A 16,903-nucleotide genomic window follows, 5' to 3' on the forward strand; every position below is an offset into this window, starting at 1 on the left:
TGTTTACCCACCTTTGCATTCCATAATGAATTATTCCTTCAAAGTAACCGATTTCGCATGTGTTAGATACGAAATTTCATGTGGTTATTTATGATAATGAAGAATATAACATATATATTTCATGCCTTATATCTATTTTATGTAAATTTAGAGTGGAGTTCATGTAAATTTATCTGAAATTCTCATGCAGAGAATATAAGCTAATATAAGAAAAATGGATATGCACAAAGGGGAGCAGCATTATTAAATTACTTAAAAAAATACTATAATGAGGCTAATACTTATACTCTTACAAATAAACAATCATGTTGAGAGGAGCACTTCGTATGAAGCTCAGTAAGGGGCAGAAAATCGACATAACAAAAGGCCGTACCATCAATCGCTTAACGCTCTCATTTGGCTGGGAGGTTCGCCAGGCAGACGTTAGTGTGGATGCGTCAGTGTTTCTGTTGTCCAAGGATAACCGTTGTATGCGGGACGAGGACTTAATCTTTTATGGCAATCCTCATTCCAGTGATGGCACTGTCGTCTATGCACAAGATGGCTCTGGGAAACACGGAACATTGAAAGTCGCACTGAGCAGCTTGCCCGAACGAATAGATAGATTAGCTGTTACGGTATCTATCTATGAAAGCGTGAAACGTGGACATACGATGAATGACGTGACGTCGCTATACGTGAAGCTCATGGATGATGCTAGTGGTGAGGTCATAGCGAGCTATGAGTGCGGCGCAGATGTGAACAATGAAACGGCGATCGTCGTGGGCGAGTTATATCGTTACCAAGGCGAGTGGAAGTTCAGTGCAATTGGCAGCGGCTTCTATGGCGGGCTTGAAGCACTCGTGACTCACTATGGGCTTGAGCTCGAACAATCCGAGGGGATGGCGGAGGTTGCTGCAGCTGTAGAGGAAGTTGTTGAACAAAAGCCAATCCCGGTCGTGGAAGAGACACCGATTCGATCAACGATCGATTTGCGTAAGAAAACGGTGGAGATTGTACTAAAGAAGAAGCAGCTGACCGATGTCGTTGCTCGTGTCGGTGTTGTACTGGACATATCGGGGTCGATGCAGCAGCAATATCGCAGCGGCATTGTGCAAGATGTCGTGGAGCGAGTGCTCGCCATTGCCTGCCAGTTCGACGATAATGCCACGCTGGATGTTTGGATTTACGACAACGAGTTTTCTCGAATGCCGTCAGTGACAGAGCACAGCCTGCAGGGTTACGTGACGAAGCAAATCTTAGACAATCCGTTCGTACATAAATTCGGCCGAAATAACGAGCCTCCGGTGATGGAGGATATCATTCGGAAGTATACGGTGGAAGAGGATTCGGATACGCCGGTTTATATTATTTTCATCAATGATGGCGGTGTGCAAAGGTCTATACAGAAGGTTATTACACGGTCCGCTGTGCTCCCGATCTTCTGGCAGTTCGTTGGCATCGGTGACTCAAGCTTCGAGGTGCTGAAGAAGCTGGACACGATGCAGGGCAGAATCGTCGACAATGCGAACTTCATTCATTGGGATCGGATCGAGCATGTGTCGGACGAAGAGCTGTACGACAAGCTTCTTAACGAGTTCCCGCAGTGGATTCGTGAAGCGAAGCAGAAGCGGATTCTGCGATAGTTTTCATTGCGCATCCTCATCGAGAAACATAAGAAAGCCGCGGACATCATCCGCGGCTTTTCTCCATTCCTCTTATTGATATTCGCACACAAACTCCGAAAACTCCGCCGTCGCACCTTCACCCACTGCATACAAACCGATAAGTACGCCTGTGAAGCCTCCAGCCACCTCGGAAGAGAGGTATTTGGTCTGAGCCGTGCCGAGCTGGATGCTCTGTTCGCCGACTTGGATCGAGAAGCTATAACGTTCGTGGGTTGCTTCAATGTGCAGCTTCGCACTTTGAGCCGCATCGAGCGTCACAACCTGCTGCTCGTGTTTAATATCGCCAATGTTCAAACGAAGTACGGCTTCGAGCTGAGCACCGCGCTGGCGAATCGCCAGATCGTAGTGATGACTCTCATCCATATAGAGCGTAATGCCCGCCTCGCCGTTATTCTTTAACGCGACATCAGACGAGATAGCAGCATTGAAATCTCTTTGACGGATGGCCAGGAAAGTAGGCGTATCAGCTTGATCAAGCGTAACCTCCGTTCCAGTCAGTGTGAGACAGTCATCTTGAAGCTTATAGTTCTCGACTCGTGGGTGACGCAGATAAACCCATTCGAGATCCCACTTCGTATTGCTCATCGTATACAGCTTCTTCTCTTGTTGGACAACATGCTCCGCAATTCGAACCGTCTCAATGACGCTGCGAGTCGTACCATTGTGACCAGCTGTGAACCAACCATCCTCATCGAACGTAACCGGCGCCAGGAACACTTCTCGACCCAGGTGATGGTACGCAATCCATTGACCGATCTGGCGGAATCCGAGGTGGAAGATCCACCAGTTGCCCTCGTTGTCCTGAATCAGATCGCCGTGACCGATCGCTTGAATCTCGTAACCGCCCAAGTTCCGGTTAGTCAGCACAGGATTGTGCGGGTACGCTTCGAATGGTCCGTGGAGCGACTTGCTGCGTGCATACGTAATCATATGTCCGAACTCTGTGCCGCCTTCTGCCGCCATCAAGTAGTACCAGCCATTGATGTGATACATATGCGGGCTTTCCAGATAACGACCGCCTGTCCCTTTCCAGAGCGGACGGCTTGGCGTCAGCTTGTTGCCCGTTGCAATATCGATCTCGCATTGCAAAATAACGCCGCGGCCATCCTCGTCGCTGCCATTGCTCATGAAGTAAGCACGGTCGCCTTCGAAATAGAGATCCGGATCGATGCCGCCTTGCTCGATGTAAATCGGTTCCGACCATTCGCCGTAGATATCGTCGGTCCAGACATAGAAATTTTGACGCGTCGTATCATTCGTCGTGGTCATATAGAAACGACCGTTATTGTGCCGAATGGTAGGGGCGAAGACGCCGCCGGAGCTGTTCACTTTCTCCAGCATGATCTGGCTTGGCCGAGTCAGCGCATGGCCGATAGGCTCCCAATTGATCAGATCTTTACTCTCGAACAGGGGGACGCCAGGGAAAAATTGAAACGAGCTGCACGCTAGGTAGTACGTGTCGCCGACCTTGCAAACACTTGGATCGGGATAAAAGCCTTTGACGACAGGATTGTTAAATTTCAAGCTAGTTCACCTCAGTTTGATAAATCGAAAACGTTTTCGAAACCAGTCAATGTACGATCATTATAGTGTGACGATTTCGGATTCGCAATATACAAACTTGTTATCCGCTCAAAAAGTCACTGCTGCTGGCGGAATTTCTTCGGCGACAACCCCATCGCTTTCGTGAATTGGCGCGTGAAATAATTGCTGTCGTTAAACCCGCTCGCTAGCGACACTTCCATGATCGACAGCCGGGACTTCTTAAGCACAGAAGACGTGACGATTCTGACCGTGTTCAACGGGACGTCGTTTGCAACGGATAGGGAAGGTCAGTCTTGGCGGTGCTTCTCCTGTGGACTGACGAACGCGTGTGGGCGCCGCGATGTCTATCTAGTATTGCAGGGACCAGTATCTATTAGCTGGTTCCGGCTGCTTGGCGTGCAGTTTCATGAAGGAAGCCCCATCGATCTCGATGGGGCTTCTCTATTACTCAAACTTAGAAGGCGCAACCTGATAATACTTCTTGAATGCCTTCGAGAACGTGAAAGGGTCCGGATAACCGAGCAGGCTGGCGATTTGCTGAACCGAATATTTTCGCTCATTGAGATAATCTCTTGCCCGGTTCATTCGAATCTGATAGATATATTGCCCCGGGGTTATGCCTAACGCTTTCTTGAAGCTTGTAATAAAATATTTCTCCGATATCCCTACAAGCGCCGCAAGCTCATTCATTCGAATAGGCTGGTGGATATGATGATGGATGTGATCAAACACCGGATGCAGCAGCTCCAAGCTCCCGCTAGATGTCCGAGCTTCTTTCTCACCTATAAATGCACCTGTATACTGGCCTTGCCCGTAACGTTCGATGATCTTCGCAACAACCGCTGTCAGACAAGCCTTCAGGTAGAGTCGGTTGCCGGAGGGAGATTGTTCGGCTTGCGCTAACGCTTTGTTGAACAAGTCAACCTCTTCTCGCAGCAGTTCATGCGGAACAATGCCCGACAGCTGAAAATCATTCAATATCCGCTGCTGCTTCCCGATTTCGAAGTCAAAATGAATGTAAGTAAAGCGGCATCCTTGTTGATCGACAGTCGTTGCTTTGTAAGGAATGTCCGGATAGAAGAAAACAACATCGCCGGGATAAGCGCGATGCTCCACGCCTTTAATCGTGATGGCTACCGTTCCTTCTTGGATGAACCAGAGATCATAATCGACATGAGCACGATGTTCGATCCACGTGCTGCCATGTTGAAGTGCTAGATATGATTTCATTCGAAGCGAGATCAGCTCGGACAAATCACTCAAAATCCCCATATTCGCAGCTTGCTTATCCATTAAATATTCCTCTACTTGTAGACATCTAATTATTAGACCTAGTATATCACTGGCTTAATCATTCGCCAATGATCGTACTTTTTAACATGAAGGTGAAACTATCGCATATTCTCGTTTCGGACAGCTTTTTTATAATGAAGAGGTAGAGATCATGAATAAGGAGTGCATATGCGATGCTGCGTCTTTTTCAAACGAATGAGATACGACAAGTTGTAGAGCTGGAAGGCGATTGGGATTTCGAGCCGACGGATCAAGATGATCATATTCCTGCCACCTATCACTACCGGATGCCGGTGCCAGGCTGCTGGGAGATGCATCCGAAGCTGCATACCTATCGCGGCAAAGGGGTATATCGTAGAACGATCCATATAACGGAGCAGACAGCTGTTCGTCTAATCTTCAAAGGTGTGAGCCATACAGCTCGCGTGTTCTTCGACGGTGCAGAAGTCGCACAGCATTACAATGCCTATACGCCTTTCACGTCGAGGTTGATTACGGACGTTCAAGCAGGTGAGCATGAGATCGTTGTCATGGTCGATAACTCCTTCCATTCGGACTCGAAGCTGCATATCGCCAATGATTACTATACGTATGGCGGCTTGATCCGCCCAGTTGCGATTGAATACATGCAACCCGTCTACATCGAGCGCCTGCAATTCACGCCTTCCTATGAGAATGGCCAATGGCAGGCTTCGATTGCGGCAGTTGTTACGAATACAAGTTCGGCTTCGGCACAGGTCCGTCTTCAGGGAGCGTTGGGCGAAACTCCGATCCGCTTCGATGCGGTCGACATTCAGGCCGGAGAAACGGCATTGATTCAGACGAGAGGAGCTTTCCCTGATGCACAAGCTTGGTCTAATGGTTCGCCTAACTTGTACAAGCTTCAAGTTCAATTGTTCAAGGATGGAGAACAGACTGCGTCAGACGATCTGATCGAGCGCGTTGGTTTTCGTACCGTCACAACAGCTAATGGTCGCATCCAAGTAAACGGTGAAGATATTGTGCTCAAAGGCTTCAATCGGCACGAAGACCATCCGATGGTCGGTGCATCGTTCCCGTATCAGTTAATGGTGCAGGACATGGAGCTTATGCTGGAGGCTGGCTCGAATGCGGTGCGGACAAGTCATTATCCAAACGATGAGCGGTTCCTCGATCTGTGTGATGAGCGGGGCATCTACGTATGGGAAGAAAATCATGCGAGGGGACTCGATATCGAGCATATGCGCGATCCGAAGTTCCAAGAGCAGTGTTTGGTCTGCAATCGGGAGATGGTCGAGAATCACGTCAACCATCCATGCATTATTATCTGGGGGATTCTGAACGAATGCGCCAGCAACACGCCTGAAGGCAGAGAGATGTATCGGGAGCAGCTGGAACAGATTAGAGGCATGGACCAGTCGCGGCCGCTGACATATGCAACACATCATCGGGAGCATGACATTTGCTTTGATCTAGCGGATATTATTTCGTTCAACCTGTATCCGCAGTGGTATACGGATGAAGATCCAGGCGAACTCGTCGATCGAGCGAGAGGCTGGGCGGAAGAGCTCGGCGGGTCGGGCAAGCCTATCATTATGAGCGAATTCGGCGGCGACGGGTTCTATGGAATGCGCGATGCGAGCCGCGTTCGCGGTACGGAGGAGAGACAAGCGGATATTATCGAAAGCAATCTAGCTGCCTATACATCGAGACCGTATATCTCCGGCATGTTCATCTGGCAGTTCTGCGATTGCCGTGTCGTCGAAGACTTAGGCTGGCTGTTTAGCCGAGCGGGCACGCAGAACAGCAAAGGCATCGTTGATAAATATCGCAGACCGAAGCTTGCCTTCGAGGTCGTGAAGAAGTATTTTGAACAGAAGTAGTAACATGAGAGACTGTCCCACGGGGCAGTCTCTTTCATTTAACACTAGATTAACTAATTTATGCTATACTCCGTTCGAGATGATGAACAATCGATCAGAGGAGTAGAAACGTGAAACAGCGAGTTAATATTGTTTATAAAAATGTATCGGACGCAGCACTCTACCTGGACTTATTTCTCCCCGATGATGTGGCAGGACACTGTCCTGTCATCGTATGGATCCACGGAGGTTCGTGGTTCGAGGGAAGTAAAGAGAACTGTCCGATCCTGTTTCTAGTGGATCACGGCTATGCCGTTGCGAGTATAAGTTACCGTTTGAGCACGGAAGCGGTGTTCCCAGCGCAGGTGTTAGATTGCAGGGATGCCATCATTCATCTGAAGAATCATGCAGATGCATATGGCATTGATCCTGATCGGGTTGGCGTATGGGGAGAGTCTGCCGGCGGTCACTTAGCCGCGTGCATCGGCGTAACCAATGATCCAGATGCGGAGTATGCCGTACATGCGGTATGCGATTTCTGTGGACCGGTTGATATCTATGCATTGGAATGTGAGTGGAGCCGCTCCGGCATTAATCAACCTACACCAGGTTCCGTGTTATTAGGCGTACCGATTCATGAGAGCGAGCATTTGGCTGCCACCATCAATCCGATCACATATATCCATTCCGCGCCATATAAGCTGCCGCCGTTCCTCATCGTTCATGGCGACCAAGACGTGAATGTCCCAATTGCACAGAGCATCATGTTAGTGGAGGCGCTGGAGTCCGTTGGCACAAATGTTGTTTCTCATACAGCTGAGGGAAGCGGGCACAACATTAGCGATCCGGCCGTATTTCAACGTGCGGTAGATTTCTTTGATTCGATTCTAAAGGTGAAGGTTAACTCGCGTTAACAAATAGGTGATAGATAACCGGACTGACGTTGTTTCGTTCTATAAGGTTGTAGACACTCGATCTTCTATGTGTAAAAATCTGGATAGAAGGAGCGTGTTTAATTGAACTTAATAGAGATGAAGCAAGCGGAGTTCGATTCGATGAGTGACGAGAGACTTGGATGGTCATGTGTAGAGCCATTCCTCATGAGTATACGAGCCAAGGACACGGCAACTAAGACGAAGGTGATTCGCAGCTTAAATCCAAGTCAGCAGGCGTTATGCATGTTTAAGGTGTTCTACGGACATGCGCGTGGTTCCGCCCATGAATTGTATGCCTGGGTTGCTTATTTGCTGCATACGCCCGGATACTGGCAAGGTGTGACCAAAGGCTTAAGTTTCTTCGGAGATGATCGGATGCTGCAGCTGCTGGAAGATATGAGGCAGTTTATTGTTGAGCGTAAACAAGGTGCAGGCGATAGTACGGAATTTCATCCGCTTCACAATATAGAGCATGACAATGAACTTACGAATCGGGTCGTACACTTCTATGCAAGGTTCCAATCACTTGAGCATGACAGCTTGAAACAAATTAGTTCATTCATTCGTGCGAATCCACAAGACTTTGTAAAGATCGAAGGGTAGTTTTCCCCTTAACATGAGATGGTGTTGGATAAACAAGTGTATTAATTCAACATTTATCTGAAAAAAAACCTGCCGAAAACCTTTCCGTTTCCATCTTCTTATTTGGAAATGGAAGCGTTCTTGTTTTATAATAGAACAGTTGAGAGCTAAATAATTTATAATACTCCGGATTTATATTCTATGGTATGATAGCTCTACGAAGTAGGTTAACATTTTGGTTAACTAGTTAACTAAATTAGGAATGTATATTGTATGATGGGGGAAAACGCATGAGTTTCGATGTGAAAAATGCCATCCAAAGCGGCAAAACAGTATTGGGTATCGAGCTTGGCTCGACGCGTATTAAAGCAGTTCTTATCGGTGAGGATCATGTATCGATCGCTTCCGGCGCTCACGACTGGGAGAACAGCCTTGAAAACAACATCTGGACGTATAGCGTTGATGCGATTTGGAAGGGCATTCAAGACAGCTATACGAAGATGGCTAACCAAGTAAAAGAGCAATACGGCGTTACGCTGCACACGATTGGCGCAATCGGCTTCAGCGGTATGATGCATGGTTACGTGGCATTCAACAAATCCGACGAGCTGCTCGTTCCATTCCGTACGTGGAGAAACAATTTGCAAGCACAAGCTTCTGCAGAACTGACGGAGCTGTTCAACTTCCACATTCCGCAGCGCTGGAGCATTGCGCACCTGTATCAAGCGATTCTGAACGGTGAAGAGCATGTGGCGAACATCAGCTTCCAGACGACGCTGGCTGGCTACATCCATTGGAAACTGACAGGCCAGAAGGTTCTGGGCGTTGGCGAAGCATCCGGCGTATTCCCAATCGATATTCATACCAAACAATTCAACACGACGATGATCAATCAGTTCAACGAGCTGATCGCATCCCGCAACCTGCCTTGGAAGCTGGAAGATATTTTGCCAGCGGTTCTGTCTGCAGGCGAAAGCGCTGGCGCGCTGACGGCAGAAGGCGCGAAGCTGCTGGACGTATCCGGCGAGCTGCAAGCTGGCATTCCGCTTTGCCCGCCAGAAGGCGACGCAGGTACGGGCATGGTCGCAACGAACAGCGTTGCACAACGTACGGGTAACGTATCCGCAGGTACTTCCGTGTTCGCAATGGTCGTTCTGGAGAAAGAGCTGTCCAAAGCTTACGAAGAAATCGACCTTGTAACGACGCCTACGGGCAGCCTCGTTGCAATGGCGCACTCGAACAACTGCTCTTCGGACTTGAATGTTTGGGTTGGTTTGTTCGAGCAATTCGGCAAAGCAATGGGCATGAACTTCGACATGAACACGCTGTACGGCACGCTGTACAACCTGGCTCTGCAAGGCGACGCAGACTGCGGCGGCCTGCTGGCATACGGCTACCTGTCGGGCGAGCACATGACGCACTTCGAAGAAGGACGTCCACTGTTCGTTCGTTCGTCGGACAGCAACTTCAACCTGCCGAACTTTATGCGTGTCCACCTGTCGACAGCTCTGGGCGCACTGAAGATCGGTATGGACATCCTGCTGAAGGAAGAGGGCGTCAAGCTGGACGAGATCCTCGGCCATGGCGGTCTGTTCAAAACGAAAGGCGTAGGCCAACGCATTATGGCTGGCGCGCTGAACGTTCCAGTATCCGTAATGGAGACGGCAGGCGAAGGCGGCGCATGGGGTATCGCGCTTCTCGCTTCCTACATGATCAACAAATCGGGTAACGAAACGCTCGAAGAGTACCTCAGCAGCAAAGTATTCGCAGGTCAAGCGGGCGAGACGATCGCACCAGACGCGAAAGACGTTGAAGGCTTCGAAGTATTCATGGAGCGCTACAAGCGTGGTCTCGCAATCGAGCGTGCTGCGGTAGAGAACCTGATCTAATCGGATGTTTGGCAAAATAGAAAGGAGCAGCTGCAATACGCAGCTGCTCCTTTTTTGTACTTGTGAATGCGAAATGCCCGAATAGCGCTTTGCTTCAAATTCGTGTAAACGAGGCAGCAGTCTAAGAATTAGGATGAATTTTCTCAACATATTGCTGAACATTCTCGCATTTTGATCAAAGCGGATGTTCATTAGAATAAAGCTGTATTAAAACTAATAGGGTGGTTGTTATTTTCATTCTAAAGGAGAGGAATAAGCGATACTCCATTAAAGCTTGAAACAAAATGAGACTCATATTTTTGAAAGGGGTTACAGTATGAAAAAAATGAGGAAAATCTTCGTTTCAAAACTTCTAGTAATCGGAGTTTCGCTTAACTCCTTGTTACCTGGAGCATACGCTGAGCAAGTATCAGTAAGCGATGTACAAACATCAGTCGAAGTCCAGTCAGCGGCAAATGCAGAGCTTGATGCCATTACCTCTACGTCCTATTCTTTTGAACAAGCTGAGGGATCAACGGTTCCCAATGATATTGCCGGCGGGGAAGGGGCGGTACTAGGAAGTGCAGCCTCACTCGTGGAGGATGCTGAAAGAGGAGGGAAAGTTCTCAATCTGCCAGGCGGAAGCGCGGACGCTGGCAGCTGGTTGACACTGCCTAATAACTTGTTCAGCGCCATTAACGGTACGGATGGATTCGCGATTTCAATGTGGCTGAAGGTGCCAACAAATCAAAACGCAAGCTACACGAGACTTTTCTCCGCGAGCCCAAACGCACTTGGGGAGACATATTCCGGCGTGAATTCTTGGAATGATCCTGAATTGTCTGTCGTACGGGGCGGCGGCGATTATAATATGAGGCTTTTTACTGGATTAGCTGGCAACCGGTCGGCAACGGACGGTGCCGATATTCAATTCGAGGATCCGTTTAAGGTCGATAAATGGCAACAACTTGTCATGACCATGAAGGATGATGATTACGCGGTTTACTTGGATGGAAAGAAAATCGCAGATATTAATAGCAATATGATTAAACGGTTTGCATCCACGTCGATCGCTTCCGTTTTACCGCAATTTTTCGATCGTTCCTACCTCAATCAGCTGGAAAATATCGCGATCGGACGTTCATTGTATACGTCGGACGGCAACTTTACGGGGGAAATAGACGATTTCAAGTTTTATAATCGGTATTTGACAGCGGAAGATGTGGCCGTTATTAGCGGGGCTGGCAATACGGATGAACTTGCAGCGCTGCTGAATCAGGCCAAGAGCATTAATCCGGATGCCTATACGAGCGCGTCCTATGAGCATCTTCAATCTATTATTGACGAAGTTGAGGCGCTTCTTGGAGAGGAAAGCTTATCTCAAGGGGAAATCGATGCAGCACTGGAAAAGCTGCAAGGCGCTGTCGATAATTTGAAGACTCCGCTTTCAAACGAGCTTGCACCTGATTATTATTATTCCTTCGATGCGGCTCCAAATGAGAACGGTCAAGTGTTGAATGAGACGGAAAGCGGATTATACGACGCCAAGCTGGAAGGCGCAGCAGGAACAGTCATAGATGCGGAGCGAGGTTCTGTCCTAAACTTACCGGGCGGTGCTAATGGCGGTGGCGGCTCGCTAAGCTTGCCTGATACTTTGTTCGAGAATGTTACGGCTGAAGATGGCTTTACCGCAGCTATGTGGGTTAAGCTGCCAAACGATGTCAATGGATGGTCCCGATTGTTTGATGCCGGATCAGCAGATTATGGTTCGAACACGCCTCCGTTTATTTATGTTTCCGCATTAAACGGCAGTGAGGTGAACACCGGGGACGGTAAACAATATACGGGTGAGTATTCGATTCCGAAAAATGAATGGGTACATATCGCGTATTCGATCAAAGGGGATCAACAGATCTTTTATTTGAACGGGTCGCCGCTCAAGACGATGGAGGCCGATTCGAAGATTTTCGACCAGCTATCAGGTTTTGTGAAGAACGCTGTCGGGCGTTCGAGATTCAGCGCAGATCCCGATTTAAAAGGGAAAATTGACGATCTTATGTTCTATAAGCATGCGCTGGGTCAAGATCAGATTCAAGCGCTAGTCGGCGAGGCTTATAATGCAACGTTGTCAGGTATTAAAGTTAAGGATGAGCTGATCCCCGTTGCGACATCGCAGACGACGATCTATTATCCGATTGCAGGGGTTGCTCAAATCCCGCAGCTGAATGAGATCATACCTCATACAACGAATGCCAAGGCAACGTATAGCATCGAAAAGAACGGAATTTTCGGTTATGCGATTAAAGTCACTTCGGCGAACGGGAAGAGCAGCGTGACGTACAGCCTTCTTTTTGCGGACCCTGCTAAGGGAGCGGTTGCTAATTTCTTTATGGATCAATCGACCGGTCCTATATTGCATAGCGCCACAGGCTTCCTCTATGGGACAAGCGAGCCTAACGTGCCAACAATGGATATGCTGCAGACGCTGAAGCCGAAGGTTGTCGTGCAGAAAGCGCCAGGCGGATTGCAGCATCCGTCGGGAGACGGCTTGCGGGTATCGGATTCCGTGCTGACAGCGGGGGTCGAGCAGATTCAAATCTACATTCAAGACATGTATTATCAATGGCCTTATGAGTATAAGGGGCTTGATCAGTATGAACAATTGGCAGTTGATACTGTCCGACAACTGAAAAATGATCGAAACCACGATAAATATGTTTATGTTATTTTTAATGAACCAGACGGTATCTGGTTTGGCGGCAATATGGACGAGGATGGGTTCTTCTCGGCCTTCAAACGCATCTATGATGCCGTGAAGCAAGAAGATCCAAATGCTAGAATCGCCGGTCCCAATTTATCCGGTTATAACGATGACGTAATGGACGGATTCATGCGATATTGCAAGGAGAATAACTGCGTGCCGGACGTGATGACCTGGCATGAACTCGGGAACGGCCAGAACGATGCTTTTATAGATCGTTGGGATGACCACTATAACCACTATCGCGGGCTAGAAACGAAGTATGGGATAACGCCAAGACAGATTGTCATTAATGAATATTCCTGGTTCGAAGATCCGGGCGCTGCGGGAAGCATGATTCTGTGGCTGTCGCGTTTCGAAGAGAAGAAAGTGTACGGAGCGATCGCTTATTGGCACTTGGCAAACTCCTTGAACGAGCTTGCGGCTGACGCGAACAAGCCGAACGGAGCGTGGTGGCTGTACAAATGGTATGCGCAAATGTCCGGGAACACCGTCCCAATCGAGACGACGAATGCTAAATTCGACGGATTGTATGGATTATCTTCCATAGATAATAGCACTCGTACGGCTTATGCGCTGTTTGGAGGCCAGGACGGCGTATTGACAAGCACGATGCACAATTTAGCTGGTACAGATGCGTTCATGGATGCAGAGAAGGTTCACGTAAAGCTGTACCGGACGAAGTTCACCGGCTATTACGGCACGCTTGAATCGCCTCGCGTTGAATTTGACGGGAATGTCTCCCTCGATCAAGGCAATTTATCAATTACGGTTCAGGACGCGAATGCGCTGGACGGCTACTTTGCCATTGTTACACCGGCTACGGATGCACCTCCTTCGCAGATTAGCGATTATAACCGGGTATGGACGCAAACATATGAAGCGGAGGCTGCTGCTCTTGGATCCGGGGTTACAATCGGGTATACGGGTGGAAGTCCAGTATCGGGCGGCAAGTATGTGAACGGGATGTCCTCTGCGGATCAGACGGTTACTTTCTCTGTAGATGTTCCGGAGCAAGGCAATTACCGGATGGAAGTTTTCTACGGCAATCAGGCTCCACTGACGGACGGCAAGAACCGCGCTCAAGGGCAGCTTGCGATGCAGCTCTTAACTATCGATGGACAGCCGTACGAAAACCTCGTGTATGACTCTACAATTAAAGGGGATTATTTCAAGAGTAAAGTGCTTCTGCTGGATTTAACGGCTGGTACCCATACGCTGCAGTTCAGCAAAAGCGGGGGGACGGATGCGACGCTGGATAAGGTCGACTTAACCTATAACGGTCCAACAGGCAGCAAGGTTGAACCAGCGCTAGTATTGGAAGCCGAGGAAGCCGACTTCGGCAATTCGTATCAAAAGGCTTATGTCAAGGAAGGCTTTGGATCTGGCGGCTACATTGACGGCAGCGGAGCGGTTGCGTTCACGGCTGTCGTGAAGGAGAACGGCTATTATGATGTCGAGCTGAATGTCGCGGCAGCTACTGCCGGCTCTCTCAATCTTTACAAGCAAATCGCCGTTCATCCGGCTGACGCATCGACGAATTCGGCGATCAAGACGGAGTGGAGCCAGGTGGGAAGCCTGAAATTCTCATCCTCGAACAAGTTTACATCCGTTAAAGGACCAAAGCTGTATTTGACGGCCGGAGTCAACACTTTGAAGCTGCAAGCCAGCACGGCTGTATCAATCGATTCGCTTAAGATCAGCGTAGACACTGCCGCGACCAAAGCGAACTCGATCGTCATTCAGGCGGAAAAAGGGCAGCTGTTCGGAACGGCTGCGGTAGTGGATAACGCGAATGCATCTGGCGGACAATGGGTAACCGGTATTGGCGAAAGCCGGCAGAACGGTATGTCGTTTGACGTAACGGTGCCGGAAGCGGGCGCTTACAAGCTGTCCATCGATTATGTCAATAACGAGCCGGCGCCGCCGATTGTCACGGAAGCTTATCCTACCGGCTATATTCATCCGTACAATACGGATCTGGTGGAGCGCTATGCGCAAATCGTTGTCAATGAAGGAACGCCTCAGACGGTCTATTTTATTAATACGCTATCTTGGGAATCCGTCCGCAATACAGTTGTCGACATAACGCTGAAGGCCGGGAAAAACACAGTCAAGCTTTATAATGATAATTCCTATCGGTTCAGCGGCGTTACGCAGTTCGCGCCGTACTTTGATAAATTCGAAATTGCAAAGGCGTATCTGGCGGCAAATTCGGGTAGTTCGACCGGTGGCAACTCTGGAGGGTATACGGTTGAAAGTCAGGGCGGAACTTCAAGTCAGGATGATGTAACAACTCTTATTGCAGTTGTTCCTGTCGTTGACCCCGATACGGGGAGAGCGGTTGCCGAGGTGACCCAATCGATGCTGGATCAGGCGATTCAAGCAACTGGGGAACAGAACGCGGGCGCAAGAGTCGTCACCATACAAGTACCCAATATTGCGGGGCAATCCAGCTATGAAATCGACATTCCTGCTGCATATCTCTCTCAGACCCATGCATCGTATTCGCTGAGAATGAATACAAGCCAAGGGATCGTGACTTTACCGGCCAATATGCTCAACTCGGCTGAGATCTCGGGCAGCAAGATAATCGGGATTATAATCAGCGCGGCTGATGCCGGAAGCATGACTGACGAGGCAATGCAGAAGATCGGCAACCGGCCGGTCATCGATTTATCGCTGACCTCAGACGGAAAAGTGATAAAGTGGCGCAATGCTAACGCGAAAGTTACTGTAGCAATCCCTTACAATCCGACTACTGAACAATTAGGGAACACGAATTTCCTCACGGTCTTGTATTTGAACGACGATGGCGGCATCATGCCTGTGCCTAGCGGCCGTTATGATAAGCAGCAAGGCGCAGTCCTATTTACTACCTCTCACTTCAGCCGTTATGCTGTGGCTTATGTCCATAAGACATTTGCCGATATGGCTTCCTATGGATGGGCGCAGGATTCGGTTGAAGCGCTGGCGGCTAGAGGTATTGTCAATGGCGTTTCCGACAACGAGTTTATGCCCGGAAAACATGTCACCCGCGCCGATTTCGTCCTGCTTCTTGTTCGAGCATTGGGGTTGACTGCCGAAGGCGGCAGCACATTCGCTGACGTGAATGGGAATTCTTATTACGCAGAAGCCGTCTCGGTTGCAAGCCAGCTCGGCATTGTCCAAGGCAAAGGCGGGAACCGCTTTGATCCATCGGCTGAGGTAACGAGACAAGAAATCATGACTTTCATTGCAAGAGCGCTTAAAGCGGCAAATATTGAATATAAGCGGGGTGCCTCATCCGATATTCAAGCATTTAAGGATAGCGGCGATGTAGACAATTATGCCAAAGAAAGTGCAGCAGATATGGTTAGCAGCGGTATCGTATTGGGAGATGGAGACCGATTAAAACCGCTGGCTCCGGCGACTCGAGCCGAAGCTTCGGTTATGATTTACCGCATTCTCCAATTGACAGAGTAATCAGCGTTATAACCTAACAATGGCCTATGAGCTGTATGTTCTATTGTGGAACAGCAGTTCATAGGCCAATTTTGTGTAGAACAATATGGAGATTGTTAGGGGAGAATCGCAAAACAAAAGGAGAATCGACCATTAGATCAATTCTCCTGGGGGCGGGACATATAGGGTTTTAATGAGCTGATTCATTCGATTAACCAAAACGGCCCGAGATATAGTCGCTCGTTTCTTTTTGGCTAGGATCCAAGAACAGCTTGTCTGTTTCGTCGTATTCGACTACGCGGCCGGAGAGGAAAAACGCCGTTTTGTCTGAGATGCGAGCCGCTTGATGCATGTTGTGCGTAACGATGACGATACAGAATTCTTCCTTAAGCTCCGTGATCAATTCCTCGATCCGGGAGGTGGAGATCGGGTCAAGTGCGGAAGATGGCTCATCCATCAGGATGATGTCGGGCCTAAGTGCAACCGAGCGTGCGATGCATAGACGCTGCTGCTGTCCGCCGGACAGCGCGAAGGCTGACTTGTGCAGACGATCTTTCGTTTCATCCCACAGTGCCGCTTTACGCAGCGATTGCTCAACGAGATTGTCCAAATCGGCTTTCTTCTTCATGCCGTGGTAGCGGGGACCGAAGGCGATATTCTCATAGATCGATTTGTGGAAGGGGTTCGGACGCTGGAACACCATTCCGATCTTTTTCCGAAGAGCGACTACGTCGGTCTCTCTGTCGTTAATGTTATGTTCTTTCATCATAATATCGCCTGTGACGCGGCAGCTTGGAATCAGGTCGTTCATTCGATTCAAGCTTCTCAGGAAAGTCGATTTGCCGCAGCCGGAAGGTCCGATCAATGCCGTTACCTGCTTCTCTGCGAAGTCGAGAGAAACGTCATGAACGGCGTGCTTTTCTCCATAGTAGACATTTAGTTTTTTAGCAGACAATGCGTGTTGCAC

General features: G+C 49.0%; 10 protein-coding genes. 6 read left to right on the forward strand and 4 right to left on the reverse strand.

Going from position 1 to position 16,903, the window contains the following annotated elements; genetic code table 11:
• Positions 1–326: 326 nt before the first annotated feature.
• Positions 327–1,625, forward strand: coding sequence for a VWA domain-containing protein (locus tag DFQ01_RS32215; RefSeq protein WP_110045376.1), 1,299 nt, complete (start codon positions 327–329; stop codon positions 1,623–1,625).
• Between the two features lie 72 nt (positions 1,626–1,697).
• Here the strand turns inward: DFQ01_RS32215 and DFQ01_RS18435 are convergent, their stop codons facing one another.
• From DFQ01_RS18435 to DFQ01_RS18445, 3 genes are all read right to left on the reverse strand, one after another.
• A complete protein-coding gene (locus tag DFQ01_RS18435; RefSeq protein ID WP_110045377.1) occupies positions 1,698–3,191 on the reverse strand; it encodes a glycoside hydrolase family 43 protein in 1,494 nt (497 codons plus the stop codon).
• A 116-nt stretch (positions 3,192–3,307) separates the two neighbouring features.
• Entirely contained in the window at positions 3,308–3,469 is a 162-nt protein-coding gene (locus tag DFQ01_RS31715; protein WP_245946781.1) for a helix-turn-helix domain-containing protein, read from the reverse strand.
• 187 nt (positions 3,470–3,656) lie between these two features.
• Positions 3,657–4,505, reverse strand: a complete 849-nt coding sequence (locus DFQ01_RS18445) for an AraC family transcriptional regulator (RefSeq protein ID WP_110045379.1) — start codon at positions 4,503–4,505, stop codon at positions 3,657–3,659.
• 173 nt (positions 4,506–4,678) lie between these two features.
• On the opposite strand from DFQ01_RS18445, the gene DFQ01_RS18450 reads away from it, so the two are divergent.
• The 5 genes from DFQ01_RS18450 (at position 4,679) to DFQ01_RS18470 (ending at position 15,957) form a co-directional block, all read left to right on the forward strand.
• Positions 4,679–6,367 carry a glycoside hydrolase family 2 protein gene (locus DFQ01_RS18450; protein WP_110045380.1) on the forward strand — a complete coding sequence of 563 codons (1,689 nt, stop codon included), beginning with the start codon at positions 4,679–4,681 and terminating at the stop codon, positions 6,365–6,367.
• Positions 6,368–6,477: 110 nt separating this feature from the next.
• Complete coding sequence (locus tag DFQ01_RS18455; RefSeq protein WP_174812632.1) at positions 6,478–7,260, forward strand: alpha/beta hydrolase; 783 nt, start codon at positions 6,478–6,480, stop codon at positions 7,258–7,260.
• 102 nt (positions 7,261–7,362) lie between these two features.
• Positions 7,363–7,884, forward strand: coding sequence for a hypothetical protein (locus DFQ01_RS18460; RefSeq protein ID WP_110045382.1), 522 nt, complete (start codon positions 7,363–7,365; stop codon positions 7,882–7,884).
• 269 nt (positions 7,885–8,153) lie between these two features.
• Positions 8,154–9,752: a xylulokinase gene (locus tag DFQ01_RS18465; protein ID WP_110045383.1), complete on the forward strand. Its 1,599-nt coding sequence runs from the start codon at positions 8,154–8,156 to the stop codon at positions 9,750–9,752.
• 379 nt (positions 9,753–10,131) lie between these two features.
• Complete coding sequence (locus DFQ01_RS18470) at positions 10,132–15,957, forward strand: LamG-like jellyroll fold domain-containing protein (RefSeq protein WP_181394746.1); 5,826 nt, start codon at positions 10,132–10,134, stop codon at positions 15,955–15,957.
• A gap of 190 nt (positions 15,958–16,147) precedes the next feature.
• Here the strand turns inward: DFQ01_RS18470 and pstB are convergent, their stop codons facing one another.
• Complete coding sequence (gene pstB / locus DFQ01_RS18475; protein WP_281272023.1) at positions 16,148–16,903, reverse strand: phosphate ABC transporter ATP-binding protein PstB; 756 nt, start codon at positions 16,901–16,903, stop codon at positions 16,148–16,150.

This window comes from Paenibacillus cellulosilyticus, assembly GCF_003182255.1.
GTDB classification, from domain to species: Bacteria; Bacillota; Bacilli; order Paenibacillales; family Paenibacillaceae; genus Paenibacillus_T; species Paenibacillus_T cellulosilyticus.

Excerpts from the sequence above, each read along its gene's own strand:
- DFQ01_RS32215 (WP_110045376.1), top strand. The coding sequence starts at position 327 with ATGAAGCTCAGTAAGGGGCAGAAAATCGACATAACAAAAGGCCGTACC.
- DFQ01_RS18445 (WP_110045379.1), bottom strand. The coding sequence starts at position 4,505 with ATGGATAAGCAAGCTGCGAATATGGGGATTTTGAGTGATTTGTCCGAG.
- DFQ01_RS18450 (WP_110045380.1), top strand. The coding sequence starts at position 4,679 with ATGCTGCGTCTTTTTCAAACGAATGAGATACGACAAGTTGTAGAGCTG.
- DFQ01_RS18465 (WP_110045383.1), top strand. The coding sequence starts at position 8,154 with ATGAGTTTCGATGTGAAAAATGCCATCCAAAGCGGCAAAACAGTATTG.